The 20,256-nt window shown below is 42.6% G+C and carries 18 protein-coding genes; 10 read left to right on the top strand and 8 right to left on the bottom strand.

What is annotated here, in order from left to right:
- Positions 1-5: 5 nt before the first annotated feature.
- The 4 genes from DK415_RS08735 (at position 6) to gss (ending at position 6,520) form a co-directional block, all read left to right on the top strand.
- A complete protein-coding gene (locus DK415_RS08735) occupies positions 6-1,895 on the top strand; it encodes an AlbA family DNA-binding domain-containing protein (RefSeq protein WP_109433298.1) in 1,890 nt (629 codons plus the stop codon).
- Positions 1,896-1,905: 10 nt separating this feature from the next.
- The gene (locus DK415_RS08730) at positions 1,906-3,453 is read left to right on the top strand and encodes a class I SAM-dependent DNA methyltransferase (RefSeq protein ID WP_109433297.1); all 1,548 of its coding nucleotides are present in this window, start codon (positions 1,906-1,908) and stop codon (positions 3,451-3,453) included.
- A gap of 25 nt (positions 3,454-3,478) precedes the next feature.
- On the top strand, positions 3,479-4,522 hold the full coding sequence (waaF, locus tag DK415_RS08725; RefSeq protein WP_109433296.1) for a lipopolysaccharide heptosyltransferase II: 1,044 nt from the start codon (positions 3,479-3,481) through the stop codon (positions 4,520-4,522).
- 102 nt (positions 4,523-4,624) lie between these two features.
- A complete protein-coding gene (gene gss / locus DK415_RS08720) occupies positions 4,625-6,520 on the top strand; it encodes a bifunctional glutathionylspermidine amidase/synthase (RefSeq protein ID WP_109433295.1) in 1,896 nt (631 codons plus the stop codon).
- Positions 6,521-6,604: 84 nt separating this feature from the next.
- On the opposite strand, the gene DK415_RS08715 is transcribed toward gss, so the two are convergent.
- From DK415_RS08715 to napF, 7 genes are read right to left on the bottom strand one after another with little or no spacing between them, the layout of a single operon-like run.
- On the bottom strand, positions 6,605-7,240 hold the full coding sequence (locus tag DK415_RS08715) for a NapC/NirT family cytochrome c (protein ID WP_109433294.1): 636 nt from the start codon (positions 7,238-7,240) through the stop codon (positions 6,605-6,607).
- A gap of 13 nt (positions 7,241-7,253) precedes the next feature.
- The gene (locus tag DK415_RS08710) at positions 7,254-7,703 is read right to left on the bottom strand and encodes a nitrate reductase cytochrome c-type subunit (RefSeq protein ID WP_109433293.1); all 450 of its coding nucleotides are present in this window, start codon (positions 7,701-7,703) and stop codon (positions 7,254-7,256) included.
- A gap of 37 nt (positions 7,704-7,740) precedes the next feature.
- A complete protein-coding gene (gene napH / locus DK415_RS08705; RefSeq protein ID WP_109433292.1) occupies positions 7,741-8,622 on the bottom strand; it encodes a quinol dehydrogenase ferredoxin subunit NapH in 882 nt (293 codons plus the stop codon).
- A complete protein-coding gene (gene napG, locus DK415_RS08700) occupies positions 8,622-9,455 on the bottom strand; it encodes a ferredoxin-type protein NapG (RefSeq protein ID WP_109433291.1) in 834 nt (277 codons plus the stop codon). The genes napH and napG overlap by 1 nt, the downstream gene beginning before the upstream one ends.
- A gap of 54 nt (positions 9,456-9,509) precedes the next feature.
- Positions 9,510-11,990: a nitrate reductase catalytic subunit NapA gene (gene napA, locus DK415_RS08695; protein WP_109433290.1), complete on the bottom strand. Its 2,481-nt coding sequence runs from the start codon at positions 11,988-11,990 to the stop codon at positions 9,510-9,512.
- A 30-nt stretch (positions 11,991-12,020) separates the two neighbouring features.
- Complete coding sequence (locus DK415_RS08690; RefSeq protein ID WP_006719794.1) at positions 12,021-12,305, bottom strand: chaperone NapD; 285 nt, start codon at positions 12,303-12,305, stop codon at positions 12,021-12,023.
- Positions 12,298-12,828 (bottom strand): ferredoxin-type protein NapF, encoded by a 531-nt coding sequence (gene napF, locus DK415_RS08685; protein ID WP_109433289.1) that lies wholly within the window; start codon positions 12,826-12,828, stop codon positions 12,298-12,300. Before napF ends, DK415_RS08690 begins: the two co-directional genes overlap by 8 nt.
- Before the next feature lie 219 nt (positions 12,829-13,047).
- On the opposite strand from napF, the gene narQ reads away from it, so the two are divergent.
- From narQ to rpoH, 5 genes are all read left to right on the top strand, one after another.
- Entirely contained in the window at positions 13,048-14,751 is a 1,704-nt protein-coding gene (narQ, locus tag DK415_RS08680) for a nitrate/nitrite two-component system sensor histidine kinase NarQ (protein WP_109433288.1), read from the top strand.
- A 13-nt stretch (positions 14,752-14,764) separates the two neighbouring features.
- The gene (gene murB / locus DK415_RS08675; protein WP_109433287.1) at positions 14,765-15,790 is read left to right on the top strand and encodes a UDP-N-acetylmuramate dehydrogenase; all 1,026 of its coding nucleotides are present in this window, start codon (positions 14,765-14,767) and stop codon (positions 15,788-15,790) included.
- Between the two features lie 13 nt (positions 15,791-15,803).
- Positions 15,804-16,112 (top strand): DUF2322 family protein, encoded by a 309-nt coding sequence (locus DK415_RS08670; protein ID WP_109433286.1) that lies wholly within the window; start codon positions 15,804-15,806, stop codon positions 16,110-16,112.
- Complete coding sequence (tehA, locus tag DK415_RS08665; protein WP_109433285.1) at positions 16,112-17,065, top strand: dicarboxylate transporter/tellurite-resistance protein TehA; 954 nt, start codon at positions 16,112-16,114, stop codon at positions 17,063-17,065. Before DK415_RS08670 ends, tehA begins: the two co-directional genes overlap by 1 nt.
- Before the next feature lie 141 nt (positions 17,066-17,206).
- Complete coding sequence (gene rpoH / locus DK415_RS08660; protein WP_109433284.1) at positions 17,207-18,055, top strand: RNA polymerase sigma factor RpoH; 849 nt, start codon at positions 17,207-17,209, stop codon at positions 18,053-18,055.
- 70 nt (positions 18,056-18,125) lie between these two features.
- On the opposite strand, the gene DK415_RS08655 is transcribed toward rpoH, so the two are convergent.
- Positions 18,126-19,586 carry an aminoacyl-histidine dipeptidase gene (locus tag DK415_RS08655; protein WP_109433283.1) on the bottom strand — a complete coding sequence of 487 codons (1,461 nt, stop codon included), beginning with the start codon at positions 19,584-19,586 and terminating at the stop codon, positions 18,126-18,128.
- A 113-nt stretch (positions 19,587-19,699) separates the two neighbouring features.
- Here DK415_RS08655 and gpt point away from each other — a divergent pair, with 113 nt between their 5' ends.
- Positions 19,700-20,164: a xanthine phosphoribosyltransferase gene (gene gpt / locus DK415_RS08650; RefSeq protein WP_032998038.1), complete on the top strand. Its 465-nt coding sequence runs from the start codon at positions 19,700-19,702 to the stop codon at positions 20,162-20,164.
- The last annotated feature ends 92 nt before the right edge of the window (positions 20,165-20,256 follow it).

Genomic DNA, 20,256 nt, shown 5'->3' with positions numbered 1-20,256 from the left:
GCACAATGATAACGTGGAATGACATTGAAAAGATGGTACAAACAAGGGTGTTTTACCAAGAAAAAGAGTGGCTGGAATATAAAAAGGCCGAAAAAGACGTACCGAAAGATTTTTGGCATACCTATAGTGCCTTTGCAAACACCTTGGGTGGTTTTGTTATTTTTGGCATTTCTGAAATAAACAACGGAATAGAAAACCATTTAGTTATCTCAGGCGTAAAACAAGCACAAAAAATTCAAGATGATCTGTTTTCTCAATCGCGAAGCAAAGAGAAGGTGAGTTCTACGCTCTTAAGTAATAATAGCGTTCGTCAGTTTGAGATAGATGACAAAACAATTATTGTGATTTATGTGTCTCCGGCAGCTGCTGCAGAAAGACCCGTTCATTTAAATCAAGACCCTCGGCGATCTTATGTGCGCTTAAAAACCGGAGATCATCAATTGCAAGGTGATGAATTACGCTCATTTTTATCCAGTTACACACAAAAAGATGCTGATAGTCAAATTTTACCTCATTCCAATCTTGATAATTTGAGTTTAATTACACTCAATAAATATCGTCAGCAAATAAAAGCGGAAACACCGGATTCGCCATTATTAAATTTATCTGATGAGCAATTTGTGCGTGAAGTAAATATCTATAAGCGAGATCTAAAATCAAATATTGAAGGGCTTACTTATGCCGGTCTATTGCTTTTTGGTAAGGGGTATGTGATCAAGGAATATTTGCCGCATTTCTTTTTTGAATATTATGAAAAAAGTGATGAAAATGAACGCTACGATTTTCGTATAACAGATTTTGATCTCGAGCAAGGCAATTTATTCGAATTCTACCTTAAGGTTGCACCACGTATTACAGCATTAAGCAAGGATACGCATTTTAAATTAGATAGTCTGACTCGCACCGCTGAAAATGAAATAACAAAAGCATTGCGTGAGGCATTAATTAATGCTATTGCTCACGCAGATTATTTTAATAATGTTCGTCATTTGAAGATTATTAAATCAAAAAATCAACTTTCTTTTGAAAATGCGGGGGTAATGTTGGTCGATATTCCGTTGGCTATTGCGGGAGATCGTTCAGAATGCCGAAATTCCTTAATACATAATATATTACGTCGCGCTGGGTTGGGTGAACGCCAAGGTAAAGGCGTACGAGATATTTTTATTAACTGGAAAAATAGATATTTCAATGTGCCGATATTAGAAAGCCAAATTGATCACACAAAGCTGATTCTGACCTTTCAAGATGGAAAAATTGCAACTGCTGAAGAAAATCTTATCGCTTGTTTTGATGAGTTCTTTAGTGAGTTAAGCCCAATTCAAAAAGACTGTTTGATTTATATTGCGATTAATGAGGGACAAACTCAGCATAAACAGTTGGCTGAAGATATCCCACAATATAGCAGTCGTGATATATCTCTTGCCTTAGCTGCGTTAAAAAACAAAGGAATGCTGATTTCAAATGGTAGCCCACGAAAATTAGTCTATTCATTAGTTGGATTTGACAAATATTTACAGGCCGTTAATCCTGATTTATTACCAACTAAATTTGCTAAGGACGTAGCTAAGGACGTAGCTAAGGACGTGGCTAAGGACGTGGCTAATACTGTTAAAGACGTAGCTAAGGACGTAGAACAATTACCGTTAGATAATATTATTCCAAATAAATTCAAACAGTTAAAAAGAAAAAATGGTAATAAAGTACGAGCATACCTTCTTTTATTGTGTCGCGATAATCATATTCCGATTAAGATAATCGCAGAACGATTAAATATGACAGAACGGGCAGTACAAAAGCATATCTATCCTTTAATTAGTGAAGGCAAATTAGAACCGTTGTTTAGTAATAACCCAACACACCCACAACAAGCCTATAAAACAAAATCAAACTAAGGATTTTTTAATGACCAACAACGAAATCGTTCAAAAACTCTGGAACCTATGTGATGTACTGAAAGATGACGGAATTAACTATAGTCAATATGTAACCGAATTGGTCATGCTGTTGTTTATCAAAATGACCCATGAAAAAGAATTGATCAAAAGTGATGACGGACGTAATGAAATCAAACATTTATTGCCGAAAGGTTGCCGTTGGGAAAACCTTAGCGGACGTGCTGGGCAAACGTTGCTCGATGATTACAAAAAGATGTTATTGATTCTATCCACCGGCAAAGACGATGACAAAGTGGTGCATACAAATCCGCTATTAATGGCGATTTATGATAATGCGCAAACCCATTTGCGTGAACCTAGACACCTGGAACAACTGATTCGTAATTTTGATGAAATGGATTGGTTTACGGTGCAAAAAGACGGGTTGGGCGACTTATACGAAGGGCTATTAGAAAAAAATGCAACGGAAACCAAATCCGGCGCGGGTCAATACTTTACGCCTCGCGCCCTCATTAACGCCATGGTGCGTTGCATTAAACCGCAGCCTAAAGAAACCATTCAAGATCCCGCCGCCGGTACTGCCGGATTTTTAATCGCCGCGGATCAATATATGCGCAAACAAACCGGCGATTACATGGATATTAGTTTTGAAGAACAGCAATTTCAAAGCAAACACGCGTTTGTCGGTGTCGAACTGGTGCCAAATACCCGCCGTTTGGCGTTGATGAATTGCCTATTACATGACATTGAAGGTGGTCCACAAGGCGCGGTGTTGCAAGGGAACACCCTTGGTGAGACTGGAAAAAACTTAAAATCGGCAGACATTATTCTCGCTAATCCACCTTTTGGCACTTCTAAAGGCGGTGATGCGGCAATTACCCGCGATGATTTGACTTATGAGACAACCAATAAACAACTTGCCTTTTTACAGCATATTTACCGCAATTTAAACGAAGGCGGACGTGCCGCTGTTGTGTTGCCGGACAATGTTTTGTTTGAAGCAGGTAAAGGTACGGATATCCGTCACGACTTAATGAACAAATGCAATTTACACACTATCTTGCGTTTACCAACCGGGATTTTCTATGCGCAAGGCGTCAAAACCAACGTCTTGTTTTTCAACAAAGTTTCCAACCATGCAGAAAACAGCACTGAGCAGGTCTGGGTTTATGATTTGCGTACCAATATGCCGAGCTTTGGTAAACGTACGCCTTTTACAGAACATCACTTGGCAGCATTTGAGCAGGTTTTTGACCCGACAAGTGCGGTCAAATTTAACGATGAAAATTTGCAGGAAGTACTCCATGCCCGCAAAGAAGGCGAATGGTCTTTCACTGAGGGAGAACATACGGCGGAAAACAGCCGTTGGCGCTGTTTCAGTCGTGAATGGATCGCCGAAAATAAAGGCGATAGCTTGGATATTTCCTGGCTAAAAGATAAATCTGCCGTCGATAGCGAAGACTTACCAGAGCCCTTAGAATTGATCGGACAGGCAAAAAATGAGTTAGAAACCGCATTACTCGCGTTAAATAAATTAATGCGGGAATTAAATTAACCGCACTTTTAGCATAAGGCAAAGCATGAATATCCTAATTATCGGCCCCTCTTGGGTTGGCGATATGATGATGTCGCACAGTTTGTATCAACAACTTAAACTTCAATATCCAACTTGCCAAATTGACGTGATGGCACCGAATTGGTGTAAACCCTTGCTGGCACGCATGCCGGAAGTACGTAACGCCATTGAAATGCCGCTCGGACACGGCAAATTTGCGCTGTGTGAACGTTATCATTTAGGCAAAGCGTTACGTCATCAGTATGACATGGCGATTGTTTTGCCGAACTCTTTAAAATCCGCGTTTATCCCTTTATTTGCGAAAATTGCCGTGCGTCGTGGTTGGAAAGGGGAAAGTCGTTATTTTTTACTCAATGACTTACGTAACAACAAACGGGATTACCCAATGATGGTACAACGTTATGTGGCATTGGCGTTTGAAAAAAATGCGGTGCCGAAGGCGGCAGATATTCCCGTTTTAAAACCTTACTTAACCGTTGAGCCAACACAACAGGCAAAAACCTTAAAGACATTTGAAAAACAGACCGCACTTTTAGGCAATCGCCCGATTATTGGTTTTTGTCCGGGGGCCGAATTTGGCCCGGCAAAACGTTGGCCGCACTATCATTACGCTAAATTAGCGGAAATGCTGATTGAAAAAGGCTATGCCGTGGAATTGTTTGGTTCACCGAAAGACGTAGAAGCCGGCGAACAAATTCGCAATGCATTGCCTGCCGAGTTGCAACCGTTTTGTTTAAATTTAGCAGGACAAACTAACCTGAATCAGGCGGTGGATTTAATTGCTCACTGCACGGCGATCGTGAGTAACGACAGTGGTTTAATGCACATTGCCGCGGCTACTGATTGCCCGTTAGTGGCGCTTTACGGCCCAACCAGCCCAACGTACACGCCTCCACTATCCGATAAAGCAGAAATCATCCGTTTAATTGAAGGCGATTTGATTAAAGTGCGTAAAAGCACCGACAGCGCGGAAGGATATCATCAAAGTTTGATCGATATTACACCACAAAGCGTATTTGAAAAACTCACCGCATTACTGAATAAATAATTGAATCACCGCGAAAGTGCGGTGATTTTTTTGATAAATTCGTTGGGGGGCAAAAAGTAAAAGATCTATACTACGGCTTTAATTTACTCTTTCGGAGTTGTTATGCCGGATCGTTCTCCTAATATCGCAACACATGATTCCTTCGGCAGCTTGTTGGGTTATGCGCCCGGCGGCGTTGCCATTTACTCTTCAGACTACAACACAGCAGATGCGCAGGAATACCCTGACGACGCCGCTTTTCGTAGCTACCTGGGTGGCGAATATATGGGCTATAAGTGGCAATGTGTGGAATTCGCCCGTCGCTATCTTTATCTCAATTACGGCATGGTGTTCACCGATGTTGGCATGGCGTACGAAATTTTTTCTTTGCGTTTTCTACGCCAAGTAGTTAATGACGCGTTGTTACCACTACAAGCCTTTGCCAATGGTGGCAAGCGAGCCCCGGAATGTGGTGCGTTGCTAATCTGGCAGGAAGGTGGCGAGTTCAAACATACCGGCCATGTGGCGATTATCACCGAGGTGCTGACAGATAAAGTACGCATCGCGGAACAAAATGTGATTCACTCCCGCCTACCAAGTGGTCAACAATGGACCCGTGAATTGCCGATGACGATTACAGAGGACGGCTATCGCTTACATGATACCTTTGATGATACAGAAATCCTTGGTTGGATGATTCAAACGGACAACGAGGAATTCAGCCTGCCACAACCTATGCCGGAACCGAATAAACTCAACATTTATGCGGAACACATTGATAACCAAGGGCAGTTTTCAGCGAACTGGCTTGATGAAACAAAACCACTAGAGACAGCTTACGTTAAAGCAATGCAAGGGCATATTGTGAATCATGGTGATCAATATCGTTATTTTGTGCTTTCAGAAAGTGCACAGCATGAACTGATTCGCGCCACGAATGAATTACACCTCATGTATTTACACGCCACCGACAAAGTGCTTAAAGACGATAACTTATTGCAATATTTCAACATCCCAAAACTGCTTTGGCCTCGCCTGCGATTATCTTGGCAAAATCGTCGTTATCAAACCATCACTGGGCGGTTAGATTTCTGTCTCGATGAGCGCGGTTTGAAGGTGTATGAATACAATGCCGATTCCGCATCTTGTCATGCTGAAGCAGGCGCAATTTTGCCACAATGGGCAAAACAAGCTGGCATCACAGCAGGGCATGACCCGAGCGAAGGATTACGTAATGCGTTGGCGGACAGTTGGAAACATAGTCGTGCTACGCCACTCGTACATATTATGCAGGACTACGATGCCGAAGAAGATTACCACGCCTTGTTTATGCGTGATGCACTAATCCAAGCCGGATTTAACACAAAGATTATTCACGGCACAGAAGGGCTACATTGGGATATTCGTGGGCAGTTATTAGATGATGAAAATCAGCGAGTCCAAAGCGTATGGAAAACCTGGGCGTGGGAAACCGTGTTGGAACAATTACGCGAGGATGCCTCGGGTCGCGAGGTTGCTCCACCGATTCGTACCGGTTATCCGGAAGATAAAGTGCGGTTAATTGATGTATTACTTCGCCCGGAAGTATTGGTTTATGAACCCTTGTGGACGGCTATTCCAAGTAACAAAGCTATTTTACCGGTGTTGTGGTCATTATTTCCTAATCATCGTTATTTATTGGAGGCGGGGTTTGAGCTCACGCCAGCATTAATTGCCAACGGCTATGCACAAAAACCAATTGCCGGTCGACGCGGTGATAATGTGAAACTGATTGGTGAATGTAAAACCGTATTAGACAGTACAAGCGGACGTTTTGCTAAACAAGAAAATATTTATCAACAATTATGGTGCTTACCGAAGGTGGAAGACCAATATGTGCAGGTGTGCACCTTCACCGTAAGTGGACATTATGCCGGCAGTTGTTTGCGTTCCGATTCAACCCGAGTCATTGTAGGTAACAGCGATATGCAGCCGTTACGCATCTTAAGTGATAAGACATTTGCACAGAAAGTAAAATAGATTTAGGAGAGATCAAAATAGGCACCTTCAAGGTGCCTATTTTATTTTAAAGTGCGGTGAGAAAACGTAACGTTTTCAACCGATTTATTTCTTCTCTTTTGACTCTGCCGGTTTAACCTCAGCACCATTCAACCAACCCGGAGCAACTTCGCTCATATCCGGTAAGTTGTGTGCAATACCTTTATGGCAGTCAATACAGGTTTTACCGTTTTCTTGCGCAAATTTATGCATTTTTTGCGCCACAGTTTTTTGTTGAGAGAAGTCCATGCGATCCATTTTGTGGCAGTTACGACATTCTTGAGAATCATTGGCCTTCATACGCGCCCATTCATTTTCCGCCATGTGCGGACGACGAGCGTTGAATTTCTCAATAGTATCGGTCCAACCCATGTAATGGGCATACACTTCTTTTGCCGCCACCATTTTACGCCACATTTTCGGACCAAACTCATGTGGTACGTGACAATCCGGGCAGCTTGCCCCCACACCGGTACGCGTTTGATAGTGTACGCTGTGTAAATATTCCGGATAAGCGTCATTTGTATGGCAACTGGAACAGAATTGTTCCGTGTTGGTTTGTTCCAAACTGTAGTTGAAGCCCACCCAAGATAAAATACCGCCGATAAAAGATAAAACGATAATGGTGCCAACCGCAATACGGCTAGGTGATCTAAACCAGCGCCAAAGCCGAATTAGAGCATTTGCTTTTTTATCTGACATAGTCGCCCCTTAATTACTGACCGTAACCTTTCATTGGTTTGAATTCGTTTGGCACGATTGGCTCAACATCAGATTGAGAAACGTGACATTGCAAACAGAAATAACGGCGTGGAGATGAACTGGAACCGATATTGCCATCGCGGTCAGCAAAGTGTGTTGGGCTGATACGAGTTGCACCGGTAACGCGAGATGCTTCAACACTGTGACAGTTCAAGCATTGGTTAACATTTTTGGTGACTTGATAGTTTTTTACACTATGTGGCACCATTGGTGGTTGGTTAACATAATTTAATGCGGATAATTCACTTTGTTTCGGTGCATCGTGGAATGCCGGCGCTACACTTTCCGGTGAATTATTGAAAAAGTCTCCGGCACCTTTGTTTGATTGTTCTGCCATGACAGAAGTCGCAAACAATGCCGCGAATACAGCACCGCTAAAAGCAAAGAGGTTTTTTCTAGTCATTTTAATCACTCCCCCGAATGATGGAAATTTTTTATTTTTATTGGTTTAAATTGACGACAGGAATATCGTTATTAAACCTATGGCTAAAGGTGAATACTTTTTCAGCGCAAACATCGATACAACGTCCGCAACTGATACAATCTTGAGAAAGCACAAGCAGGCTTTCGTTATTTTTACCGTGTAATGGAGAACGTAACACTTGTGGTTCCGGACAAACGTTATAACAATCCATGCAATTATCGCATCTTGCTCGGTCAATCACCTTGATCCGAAGCAGGCTTTTCGCACTGATAACACCATAAGTTGCACCAATTGGGCAAAGGTGTCCGCACCACCCGTGTTCGACAATGAATAAATCAAAGAAGAAAACAACTAAGATTAACCATGTTGTTGCGCCAAAGCTATAAATTAAAGCTCTTCCCAGTGCAGCAACCGGGTTCACCCATTCCCATAGTAACAAACCGCTTACCGCACTACCGGCTAAAATCATGACTAAGATAGCATAGCGTAAGCTGCGTGGAATTTTTGCTGTTTGACGAATACCTAATTTACGGCGCATCCAAGCCGCACAATCGGTGACGACATTTAACGGACAAACCCAACCACAGAAAACTTTACTGCCCAACAACGCATAAACGATGAAAACAATCAATGCGCCACTGAGGGTCCAAATGCCCGGTAAATGGCCGGAAGCCAGACTTTCTAAGGTAATTAACGGATCACTAAACGGAATAATATCGAAAAGTATACTTCCGCTATAATTGCCTTTTAAAATCCAAACGCCCAAATAAGGTCCGCTTAAAAACATCAACAAAATGCTTAGCTGACTTACACGTCGCCAAAATAGGAAACGATTAGCATGCCACCAGCCCAGTTTTTCTCTGGCTTCTCGTCCGGCAAATTTTGGTGCATTAGCCATTACTTACCTCCTAATGCCGGTGCCAAAACAGGCTCTGGAATTTGTTCAACACCTGTTGCAGGAATAGCACCTGCAGGTGTTGGTATTCCCTCCGGTAATCGGGTCGGCATAGAAATCAAATCGTCCGGTGCAAGAGAATGTCCTGCTTTCGATTTTTCTTCCCAACCTAAACGATAATGTTTACCCAACATACCTTTAGCAAGAGACATCGGTAATACTTTGATTGCCGCCTCATCCAATACGCAAGCTTTCTCACATTTACCACAACCGGTACAAGCATCAGAATGCACCGTCGGAATAAACACAGCATGCTTACCGGTACGTTCGTTACGATGACTTTCTAACGTAATCGCCTTATCGATTAAAGGACAAACACGATAACATACATCACAACGCAAACCTTGCCAGTTAAGGCAGGTTTCGTGGTCTAGCAATACAGAAAGCCCCATACGGGATTCGTTAATATCCTGTGCATGGCGATCTAACGCACCACTTGGACAAGCGTGAGCGCAAGGAATATCGGGACACATTTCACAAGGTTTATCTCGTGCAATAAAGTATGGCGTACCGGCTTCCATTGGAGAAAGTAAGGATGCCAAATGCAACATATCATATGGACAAGCTTGCACACATTGACCGCAACGAATACAGGCGGCTGCAAACTTCTCATCATCCTCAATAGCAAACGGTGGACGTAACGCCACACCTTCACGGGCTAAGCTTTGTTTTTGTTGTAAACCTAATAAAAGGCCGAGCCCAACTAAACCGCCCGCAGTACGGGTTGCTTCTTTGAGGAATTTTCGGCGCTCAGGTGTTACTGTTGGTTTTTTCATTGTCTTAATGACCGCACCATAAAGTTAAAGTGCGGTCTGTTTTCCCATTATTTTTTAAGCTTTTTCCACTTTTACCGCACATTTCTTAAAGTCGGTTTCTTTAGAAATTGGGTCAGTTGCATCCAATGTTAATTTATTGGCTAACTGTCCTGCGTCAAAGAAAGTGGTATAAACCAAGCCTTCCGGTACTTTATTACGACCACGGGTATCTAAGTAAGAAATCATTTCACCACGACGTGAGGCGATTTTGATCTTGTCACCATGACGTAATCCGCGTTTTTGCGCATCGTTCGGGTGCATCCAAACAACGTTGTTCGGGAAGGAACGATGCAATTCCGGTACACGACGGGTCATTGTGCCTGTGTGCCAGTGTTCTAATACACGGCCGGTACATAACCATAAATCGTATTCAGCATCCGGTGACTCTGCAGGTGGTTCATAAGGCACAGCAAGAATAATCGCTTTTTTATCCGGGTAACCGTAGAACGCCACGCCTTCACCTTCTTTCACATACGGGTCAAAGCCTTCACGGTAACGCCATAAGGTTTCTTTACCGTCCACAACCGGCCAACGCAAACCACGTGCCTTGTGATACATATCGAACGGCGCTAAGTCATGACCATGACCACGACCGAATGATGCGTATTCTTCAAACAAGCCTTTATGTAAATAGAAACCAAAATGATGAGATTCATCGTTTAATTGACCTTCAGCAAGATCACTTAATGGGAATTTATCAACATTACCGTTGCGATATAACACCTCATATAAAGTTTTGCCTTTATATTCCGGATTTTTCTCTAAAATTTCTGCCGGCCACATTTCATCAGTGGTGAAATATTTAGAGAACTCCACTAATTGCCATACGTCAGACTTCGCTTCACCCGGTGCTTTCACTTGTTGACGCCAGAATTGGGTACGACGCTCTGCGTTACCATAAGCGCCTTCTTTTTCTACCCACATGGCGGTCGGAAGCATTAAGTCAGCTGCTAAGCAGGAAACAGTTGGGTATGGGTCGGACACCACGATAAAGTTATCCGGGTTACGCCAGCCCGGGAAGGTTTCCTCGTTGATATTCGGACCGCCTTGCATATTATTGGTACACATTTGCCATAATACGCGCATTTTGCCGTCTTTTAATGCACGGCTTTGAGCAACGGCATGGAAACCTAACACATCCGTAATAAGTCCAGCAGGCAATTTCCAAATTTTCTCTGCGATTTCACGGTGTTTTGGATTAGTCACCACTAAGTCGGCCGGTAAACGATGGATAAATGTACCCACTTCACGCGCTGTACCACAAGCAGACGGTTGACCGGTTAAGGAGAACGGACCACAACCCGGAATAGAAATTTTTCCAGTTAATAGATGGATGTTATAGATTAATTGGTTTGCCCACACACCGCGAGTATGTTGGTTGAAACCCATGGTCCAATAAGAAACCACTTTACGTTTTGGATCAGCATATAATTTCGCCAAGTTTTCCAACACATCTTTTGGTACGCCGGACATTTCGTGGGCTTTATCTAAGGTGTATTCAGCAACTAGGGCTTTTAATTCCTCAAAGTTACTATCATACATTTTGCCGCTGTTCGGATTTTTTGCCGCTTTTTGCAATGGGTGATTATCACGTAAGCCGTAACCGATATCGGTTTCACCACGTTTAAATTTAGTGTGTTTATTGACGAAATCCCAGTTAATTGCATCGTTTTGGATGAGATAATTAATAATGTAGTTCAAAATTACCAAGTCGGTCTGCGGTTTGAAAATTAAGCTGTAATCCGCCAATTCAAAACTACGATGTTCATAGGTTGAAAGTACGGCAACTTTCACATCTGGGTTGGATAAGCGACGGTCGGTAATACGAGACCACAAAATTGGGTGCATTTCCGCCATGTTGGAACCCCAAAGCACGAAAGCTTCAGCGTTTTCGATGTCATCATAACAACCCATCGGTTCATCCATACCAAAGGTACGCATAAACGCAACCGCTGCAGATGCCATACAGTGACGCGCGTTCGGATCGATATTATTAGAACGGAAACCGGCTTTCCAAAGTTTAGCTTTAGCATAACCTTCAAAGATGGTGGTTTGACCAGAACTGAACATACCCACACCGTTTGGCCCTAATTCTTTCACAGCAGCTTTGAATTTTTCTGCCATGGTTTTAAATGCGACATCCCAGCTAACTGGCGTAAAATCACCGTTCTTATCGTATTTGCCGTCTTTCATACGTAGCATCGGCTGGGTTAAGCGGTCTTTACCGTACATGATTTTCGGCAAGAAATAACCTTTAATACAGTTTAAACCACGGTTTACTTCTGCATCCGGGTCACCTTGTGATGCTACAACGCGACCATCTTTGGTTCCTACCAATACGGCACAACCGGTACCACAGAAACGACAAACGGCTTTATCCCATTTAATTTCGGATTCAGCGGCTTCTACATTTTTTACCGGAATAGTTAATCCGGCAGCCGTAGCTGCAGCAACAGCAGCGTTGGCTTTCATAAAGTCTCTACGACTTAAATTCATAGTGTTTTCCCCCCACTATATGATTTTGAGTTATTCAGGCTGTTCATCCTGTTGATGATAAATCAGCGAAACGGTAATAACACCGTCAATATCTTTCACAGATTCCATGTTGTTAAGCAAGATATGCTGATCGTGAGATTGCATAACAGCAACAATCTTTCCAATCTTTTCGTCAAAGGTTGGTACTTCTGTGTTTGGAATCGCTAAAAGTGCGGTACGAATCGCGGGTATTTTTTGGGGTTTTCCTTGCACCACCAAACCGACGACGTGCCAGTCTTTCGCTTCTTCCATGGTTAAAACTTCAGTTTCATTCATCGTTGTTAGGATATGTAATTTTTATTGCATTCACCGGACAACTGTTTAAACAGGCGCCACACCCATTACAGTTATCCACGTTTACCATCGGCTGTGCCACACCACCTATTTGTAAGCGGAATCGAATGGCATTTACCGGACAGTTATCTTGACAGCTACGACACTCGATTTTCTGTTGCGTTAAGCATAAAGAGGTGATTTCTACCTTATGTTCCCAAGGTTTCTCATCTATTAAACGGAAAATCGGTTGTTTGCAAACATCCACGCATTTATGGCAAAAAGTACACTCGCCTTGGCTAAATTGCACTTGCGGAAAACCGCCCTCACCCTTAATCAAAATATGTGTTTCACACACTTCAATACAGTCGTCACAACGGGTGCAATGCTGAATAAATACTTGGTTATCTTTGCTCCAAGGTGGTCGAATACCATTAAAACCTTGGATTTTTTGTTGTTCTGTCTGTAACGATGACAAGAAAGAACCACGTAAAAAATGGCGCCGTGAAACATCAGGCGTTGTCATTCGTCTTTACCTATTAATCTATCTTTAGATCCTAAATCTTAATTCCTTCACCGCCAATTAACATAACTACAAATAAGTATTTCCCTCACCTTCTGCGCTCAATTTGTTTTAGATCAAACTCTATTATTGGTTTGCTCTCATTTTCCCTAAAAAACTCTTATAAAAGAGACCGCACTTTTTGTTAAACTAGCGGCACATTTTCCACCAAGGTTTTTTATTGTGAAAATCAAGCATTCTGTTTCTACCCGCATAGCCAACTATCTCATCGTAATTATTATCTTTGTTGGCATTATCAGCGCATTTAGTTTAACACTAATGGAAGGTAATCGTTCCTATGCAGAAGCAATTAACGTGTCTGGTTCATTACGGATGCAGAGTTACCGCTTACTCTATGAAATCGAACACAATCCCCAAATGGTGGAAACAAGCCTACGTCAATATCGCGTCAGTTTGCATTCAAAATCCCTGATAGAAATTAATTATCATCCTTTCACTTCACAAGAAGTAAAAGATGCCTATCGCAATTTGATTAAACGCTGGGAAGGCATGGAATGCCTTGCACGAGAAGGCAACTTTTCCGAGTATCAACAAAACATTGCCAATTATGTGGCGCAAGTGGATCAGTTTGTGTTCGCCTTGCAACATTCAGCGGAAGAAAGATGGATTTGGGCACTCTGCGTCATTATTGTTTCTATGCTACTCATCGTTGCCATGGTGTCTTATGTAAATTGGTATACTCGCAAAGCCGTCGTGACACCATTGGAACAACTGACGCGCGCCAGTATTCAAGTACAAATGGGGCAATTCAATCATATTCCTTTAGATCTTAAGAAAGAAGATGAGTTAGGTCATTTAGCACGTACTTTCACCAAAATGGCTTCGGATTTAAGCAAATTATATTCCGGCTTGGAGGCGACGGTAAATGAAAAAACCCAAAAATTACAACAAACTAACCACTCTTTAAGCACGCTGTATCACTGCTCACAACTTGTCACAACCAATAAAATTGACAGTAAAATTTTGCAATTAGTCTTACAAAACATCATGCTCAGCGAACATTTGCGCTATCTGGAGCTGGATGTATTGGATATGGCACATTGGCACATTTGCTTAGGTGAGAAAAATGACGACTTGGAATTACAACAAACAGAAGTGACCATTGAAGGAGAAACCTTGGCGGTGTTGTATTGGCAAGCAGGGCTTCCTTGCCCTGATTTACGTACCATGCAAAACTTAGCGCAAATGCTAAGCCGCTCCCTGTATTTCCAGCGCACACAACGTCAACAAGAACAGCTATTGCTCATGGAGGAACGTTCTATTATTGCGCGTGAATTACATGATTCGTTGGCTCAAGTTTTGGCATTTTTACAAATTCAACTGATTCTACTTAAGCATAACTTAAATAAAGACGAACCAGGCTCTAAACACAAAAGTTTGATGATCATTAAACAGTTTGAGCAAGCCTTAAGTGATGGTTACAGCCAGTTGCGCGAACTGTTAGCGACTTTCCGCTTAACCATTCAGGAGGCCAATTTGAAACTCGCATTAGAACAAGTGATTGATTCCTTGCGCAATCAAACAGATATTCAAATGAGCGTAGATTGTTCTTTGCCTTCGCAAAGTTTTAATGCACAACAATTAGTCAATGCCTTGCAAATCGTACGCGAGGCGGTACTCAATGCCATTAAACACTCACAAGCAACACTCATTGAAGTTATCGCTCGTACCAACGAAGATGGCGAACAAGAGCTCATTGTGCGTGATAACGGCATTGGTATTCCAAGTTTAGAAGAACCGGATGGACATTACGGACTTAACATCATGCACGAGCGTAGCGCACAACTCAACGCCAAGCTTACCATTACTAATCAAGCAAGTGGCGGCACAGAAGTGAAAGTCACGTTGGCGCACGTATCATCTTAATTCAGAGGAAATTATGCAGAGTTTACAATCGTTTCACACCTTTGCCATTCCGGCACATGCAAAAAAAATCCTGGAAATCACCTCCATTTCTCAACTGAAACAGGTATGGGACGAGTGCCAACAAGAAAATCTGCCTGTGTTGTTTTTAGGGCAGGGTAGCAATGTGTTATTTGTCGAGGATTTTGCTGGTGTCGCACTCATTAACCGTCTGCTTGGCATTCAACACGAAGAAGACCAGCATTTCCATTATTTACACGTTAATGGTGGCGAAGTATGGCACGATTTAGTGCAATGGAGCATCGAACAAGGCATTTACGGCTTGGAAAATCTTGCCTTAATCCCGGGTTGCGCCGGTTCCGCCCCCATCCAAAATATCGGTGCCTACGGCGTTGAATTTAAAGACGTGTGCGACTACGTAGAGGTATTAAACTTAGCCTCCGGCGAGCAATTCCGTTTAACCAATATCGAATGTGAATTTGGCTATCGGGAAAGTGTATTCAAACATAAATATGCACAAGGTTATGTGGTAACAGCCGTCGGATTAAAACTGGCAAAAGATTGGAAACCGGTATTGAAATACGGCAACTTGGCAAACCTAGATAAAAGTGCGGTCAGTTCTGCGGACATTTTTTCAGAAATTTGTGCCGTTCGCCAAAGTAAATTACCCGATCCGAAACAATTTGGTAATGCCGGTAGCTTCTTCAAAAACCCTGTTGTTTCCGCCCAACAATTTGAGCGTCTACAACAAGAATACGCGACAATTCCGCATTTCCCACAAGCGGACGGCAGTATAAAATTAGCCGCAGGCTGGCTTATCGACCAATGCAACTTGAAAGGCTACCAAATCGGCGGCGCAGCGGTACATCAACAACAAGCCTTGGTTCTTATAAACAAAGGCGATGCCACCGCATCTAATGTCGTAGAATTGGCACATCGCATTTATCATTTGGTAGCACTTCGCTTCGACATTCAATTACAACCGGAAGTACGTTTTATCGGCAAGTACGGTGAAGTGGATAGCCAACAAACCATCAGTTAATTACAGGAACACCATGACATTTAACGAAATTTTAGCCACATTGCCCACAATTGACCATTTAAATGAAATCAAAATTTTAGAAAACGGTAAACAGGTTCACCAAATTCCGGCGGTACCTGGAAAATTAGGTTCATTAAGAGTATATAAGGCGCTTGCAGAGGAATTTAACGGAAAATTAGACCGCACTTCGGCACAAAAAGGCTTACAACTCTTCGCAGAGCATACAGAAGATGCCCGTCAATTTCCGGGCAAACACCCGAATATTGATTTATTACTGCGCGTGATTGAACAAGACTTGTATTATCACATTGAGGCTCACTAATGGAACAGCAAAAACCATTTCCTATTCCTGTCAATTATTTCAGTATTGTTTTAGGCTTATCCGCGTTGGGCTTGGCTTGGCGTTATGGCACGCATACTGTAGGACTGCCTTCGATTGTTAGCGAAACCTTGCTAGGTTTAGCGACTATCATTTGGTTGATATTTATTGTGGCTTATGGCGTGAAATGGTTACATTTCCCTCAACAAGCCAAAGAAGAATTACATCACTTAATTCTGGGCTGTTTTATCAGTTTAATTCCGATCACCACCATTTTAATTGGCTTGGCTGTCTTGCCATATGCCTTCCCATTATCCATAGGATTAATTGCATTAGGGATCATAGGGCAGTTAGGTTTCGCTGCTTTCCGCGTTGCTGGGTTATGGCGCGGCATTCACAAAGCAGAAGCCGCAACACCAATTATGTATTTACCAACCGTAGCAACTAATTTTGTCAGCGGCACAGCATTAGGCTATTTGGGGTATAACGAGTTGGGAATGCTCTTTTTTGGTGCCGGTGTGTTTTCATGGCTAAGCCTTGAACCCGCAATTTTGCAGCGCTTACGCAATTTAGAACCCGTTGCACCTGCCGTCCGTCCAGCGATGGGCATTCAACTTGCACCGGCATTTGTGGGTTGTTCCACCTACTTAACGTTAAATGGTGGTGAGGTGGATTTATTGGTGAAGCTATTCGTCGGTTATGGTGTATTGCAACTGTTGTTCTTAATCCGTTTATTGCCTTGGCTATTCCAAAATGGTTTAACGGTTTCATTTTGGGCATTCTCGTTTGGACTAGCATCTATGGCAAACGTGGGATTGCATATTTATCAAGGTACATCAGCCCCTATCCTAAGCGTTATTGGACTATCCCTATTTTGCTTTGCTTCAACGATGATTGGCCTATTGATTTTAGGGACAATTTACCTCATGATGCGCGGTCGTTTTTTAGTAAAATAAAAGAACTTTCAGGCAAAAAATCGGTCATATAAACGATGAAAAGAAGAATTCCAATCGCTAAAACCGATTGAAATTCTCATGAATTGTGTTATAACTGGGCTTTCTCAATCAAGCCTGGTGGCTTTAGTAAGAAGGAAGATGATGGATAAAGAAACTCAAACTATGATGTTAGTTCCCCAAGGAAGCTTAGAAGCCTATATTCGCGCAGCGAATGAATACCCAATGTTAACGGCGGAAGAGGAAAAGGAACTCGCGGAACGTTTGTATTACAACGAAGATATTGAAGCAGCAAAAAAACTCGTGTTATCTCACTTGCGCTTCGTTATCCATGTTGCCCGTGGTTATTCCGGTTATGGCTTGCCGCAAGCGGATTTAATTCAAGAAGGTAATATCGGTTTAATGAAAGCAGTTAAGCGTTTTAACCCGGAAGTAGGCGTTCGCTTAGTGTCTTTTGCGGTGCATTGGATCAAAGCGGAAATTCACGAATACGTTTTACGTAATTGGCGTATTGTGAAAGTTGCGACGACTAAAGCACAACGTAAATTGTTCTTTAATCTACGTAAAACCAAACAACGCTTAGGTTGGTTTAATGAAAATGAAGTGAACATGGTCGCCAATGAGTTGGGCGTATCCCCGCAAGATGTGGTGGAAATGGAATCACGCATGACCGGTGCTGATGTGGCGTTTGATTTGCCAACAGACGATCATGATGAAGAAACCTATGCACCGGCGTTATACTTGGAAGACAAAGGATCCAATTTTGCTGCCGAGTTAGAAAACGAAAACTATGAAGCGCAAGCCACAGATCAACTTGCGGTGGCATTAAATAATCTTGATGCACGTAGCCAAGACATCATCAAAGCCCGTTGGTTAGATGAAACGAAGGCGACCTTGCAAGACCTGGCCGCAAAATACAACATCTCTGCGGAACGTGTTCGTCAGCTAGAGACTAACGCACTGAAAAAACTAAAAAGTGCGGTCAGTTTTTAATGCATTTTTGAAGCGTATAAAAAGAGAAAACCCGCTCCATCGAGAGCGGGTTTTTCTTTTTCAAAACAATTTATTTTGCTGGAATTTCTGCCAATAATTTCGTGATTAACGACCAATAAATTTGCACTGCCGGAATATGAACCTTCTCATCCGGTGAGTGCGCATTTTTGATTGTTGGCCCGATGGAAACCATATCCATATTTGGATAGATTTTCTTCAGTAAACCACATTCCAGACCAGCGTGAATCACTTTGATTGTTGGCTCATAGCCCAAGACGTCCGCATAGATTTTATGGGTTAAATCAACAATTGGTGAATGTGCCTGTGGCTCCCAGCCCGGATAAGAACCGGAGAATTCAGCGTAAGCGCCACTTAATGAAGCAAGAGATTGCAACATCTCGGCGACATATTCTTTGCCGCTATCAATGAGCGAGCGTACTAGAATCGTGGCTTTAATTTGATTCTCTTCTGTTTTTAATACGCCAACACTGAGGGATGTTTCCACGGTGTTTTCTAATACGTCGCTATTGCGAATCACACCATTCGGCAAGACGTTCAAGAAATGAATCACACGTTGTGTGCTAGCCGCAGTAAAGGTTTTCTCAGATTTCTCAGCAGGCTGCAAATCAAACGTAAGATTAGGTTCAATTAGTGCCAGTTCGGCTTTTAATAAAACAGCAAAATTTTCCACCGCACTTTTTAGTTGAGCCACGTCACCGTTGAAGTTCAACGTTGCAAACGCTTCACGCGGAATAGCATTACGAATAGAACCACCGCGAATGTCACCTAAAAGGAAATCAAAGTGCGGTTGATTTTGGGTGAGTTTTGCTAAGAAACGCGCAAGCACTTTAATCGCATTAGCACGTCCGGTATGGATATCGCAACCGGAATGTCCGCCACGCAAACCCTTAAGAATAATTTGATAACTGTGAGAGAAAGCATTGTCTTGATATTCCACCGGTAATGTCACATTCGCATTTTCTCCACCGGCGCAACCCACATAAATTTCTGCGTTTTCTTCTGTGTCGGTGTTAATCATGATCTCGCTTTGTAGCCAGTTTGGGCGCAATCCGATAGCCCCTTCCATGCCACGTTCTTCTGTCATGGTGAGTAAGACTTCTAAATCCGGATGGGCAATATCATCGCTGTCTAAAATGGCTAACGTCGATGCCATCCCAATACCGTTGTCCGCCCCTAAGGTTGTGTCTGTGGCGCGCACCCATTCACCATCAATATAAGGGCGAATAGGATCAGTGGCAAAATTATGTGAGCTACCTTCATTGGCTTGCGGCACCATATCCAAATGCGCCTGTAAGGCAACTTTTTGACGATTTTCCATGCCTTTTGTTGCCGGTTTACGGATTAATACATTGCCTACATCATCCCGTTCCGCGTAAAAGCCTTTCCCTTTTGCCCAGTTGATGATGAATTCCGCAAGTTCATTTTCTTGGTAGGATGGATGTGGGATTGCACAAATTTGATCAAACCATTTCCATAATAAATTCGGATTTAATTGTTGTATTTCTGACATAGTTCCTCCTTAAAAAATTAGGGAAAATAATAGCATAAAATGCCATTTCGGGTTATCCTAACGCAATTTTTATTTCCAGGGCGATGCCCGTAAAATTTTTAAAAGGTGTGTTTATGAGTGAAAAATATGTTGTGACGTGGGATATGTTCCATATGCACGCACGCAAATTATCCGAACGTTTACTTCCAGCTTCCCAATGGAAAGGTATCGTCGCAGTCAGCCGTGGCGGCTTATTTCCTGGCGCAGTACTTGCCCGCGAGTTAGGTATTCGTCATGTAGAAACCATTTGTATCGCTAGCTATAACCATGATAAACAAGGTGAATTGCAGGTCTTACATGCAGCTCAATTAGAAAATGGCGGAGAAGGATTTATCGTCATTGACGATTTAGTAGATACCGGAAACACTGCACGCGCTATTCGTGAGATGTACCCAAATGCTCATTTCGTTACTGTTTTCGCAAAACCAGCCGGTGCTGAATTAGTTGATGATTATGTGGTGGATATTCCACAAAACACATGGATCGAACAGCCTTGGGATATGGGCATCTGTTTCGTTCCGCCACTTGCTAGAAAATAAAAAATAATAGAAAAAATGACCGCACTTTATTTCACTAAAGTGCGGTCATTTTTTATTGTGTTTTCATCAGATTCGTTTTATCAACATAATGA

This window comes from Aggregatibacter segnis, assembly GCF_003130075.1.
GTDB lineage: Bacteria > Pseudomonadota > Gammaproteobacteria > Enterobacterales > Pasteurellaceae > Aggregatibacter > Aggregatibacter segnis_A.
This window is presented reverse-complemented; position numbering and strand designations above follow the sequence as displayed.

Excerpts from the sequence above, each read along its gene's own strand:
- tehA (WP_109433285.1), top strand. The coding sequence starts at position 16,112 with ATGGAACAGCAAAAACCATTTCCTATTCCTGTCAATTATTTCAGTATT.
- napG (WP_109433291.1), bottom strand. The coding sequence starts at position 9,455 with ATGAAAAAACCAACAGTAACACCTGAGCGCCGAAAATTCCTCAAAGAA.
- DK415_RS08690 (WP_006719794.1), bottom strand. The coding sequence starts at position 12,305 with ATGAATGAAACTGAAGTTTTAACCATGGAAGAAGCGAAAGACTGGCAC.
- gpt (WP_032998038.1), top strand. The coding sequence starts at position 19,700 with ATGAGTGAAAAATATGTTGTGACGTGGGATATGTTCCATATGCACGCA.
- napA (WP_109433290.1), bottom strand. The coding sequence starts at position 11,990 with ATGAATTTAAGTCGTAGAGACTTTATGAAAGCCAACGCTGCTGTTGCT.
- DK415_RS08730 (WP_109433297.1), top strand. The coding sequence starts at position 1,906 with ATGACCAACAACGAAATCGTTCAAAAACTCTGGAACCTATGTGATGTA.
- DK415_RS08735 (WP_109433298.1), top strand. The coding sequence starts at position 6 with ATGATAACGTGGAATGACATTGAAAAGATGGTACAAACAAGGGTGTTT.
- DK415_RS08710 (WP_109433293.1), bottom strand. The coding sequence starts at position 7,703 with ATGACTAGAAAAAACCTCTTTGCTTTTAGCGGTGCTGTATTCGCGGCA.
- napH (WP_109433292.1), bottom strand. The coding sequence starts at position 8,622 with ATGGCTAATGCACCAAAATTTGCCGGACGAGAAGCCAGAGAAAAACTG.
- DK415_RS08715 (WP_109433294.1), bottom strand. The coding sequence starts at position 7,240 with ATGTCAGATAAAAAAGCAAATGCTCTAATTCGGCTTTGGCGCTGGTTT.
- murB (WP_109433287.1), top strand. The coding sequence starts at position 14,765 with ATGCAGAGTTTACAATCGTTTCACACCTTTGCCATTCCGGCACATGCA.
- DK415_RS08655 (WP_109433283.1), bottom strand. The coding sequence starts at position 19,586 with ATGTCAGAAATACAACAATTAAATCCGAATTTATTATGGAAATGGTTT.
- DK415_RS08670 (WP_109433286.1), top strand. The coding sequence starts at position 15,804 with ATGACATTTAACGAAATTTTAGCCACATTGCCCACAATTGACCATTTA.
- rpoH (WP_109433284.1), top strand. The coding sequence starts at position 17,207 with ATGGATAAAGAAACTCAAACTATGATGTTAGTTCCCCAAGGAAGCTTA.
- waaF (WP_109433296.1), top strand. The coding sequence starts at position 3,479 with ATGAATATCCTAATTATCGGCCCCTCTTGGGTTGGCGATATGATGATG.
- gss (WP_109433295.1), top strand. The coding sequence starts at position 4,625 with ATGCCGGATCGTTCTCCTAATATCGCAACACATGATTCCTTCGGCAGC.
- napF (WP_109433289.1), bottom strand. The coding sequence starts at position 12,828 with ATGACAACGCCTGATGTTTCACGGCGCCATTTTTTACGTGGTTCTTTC.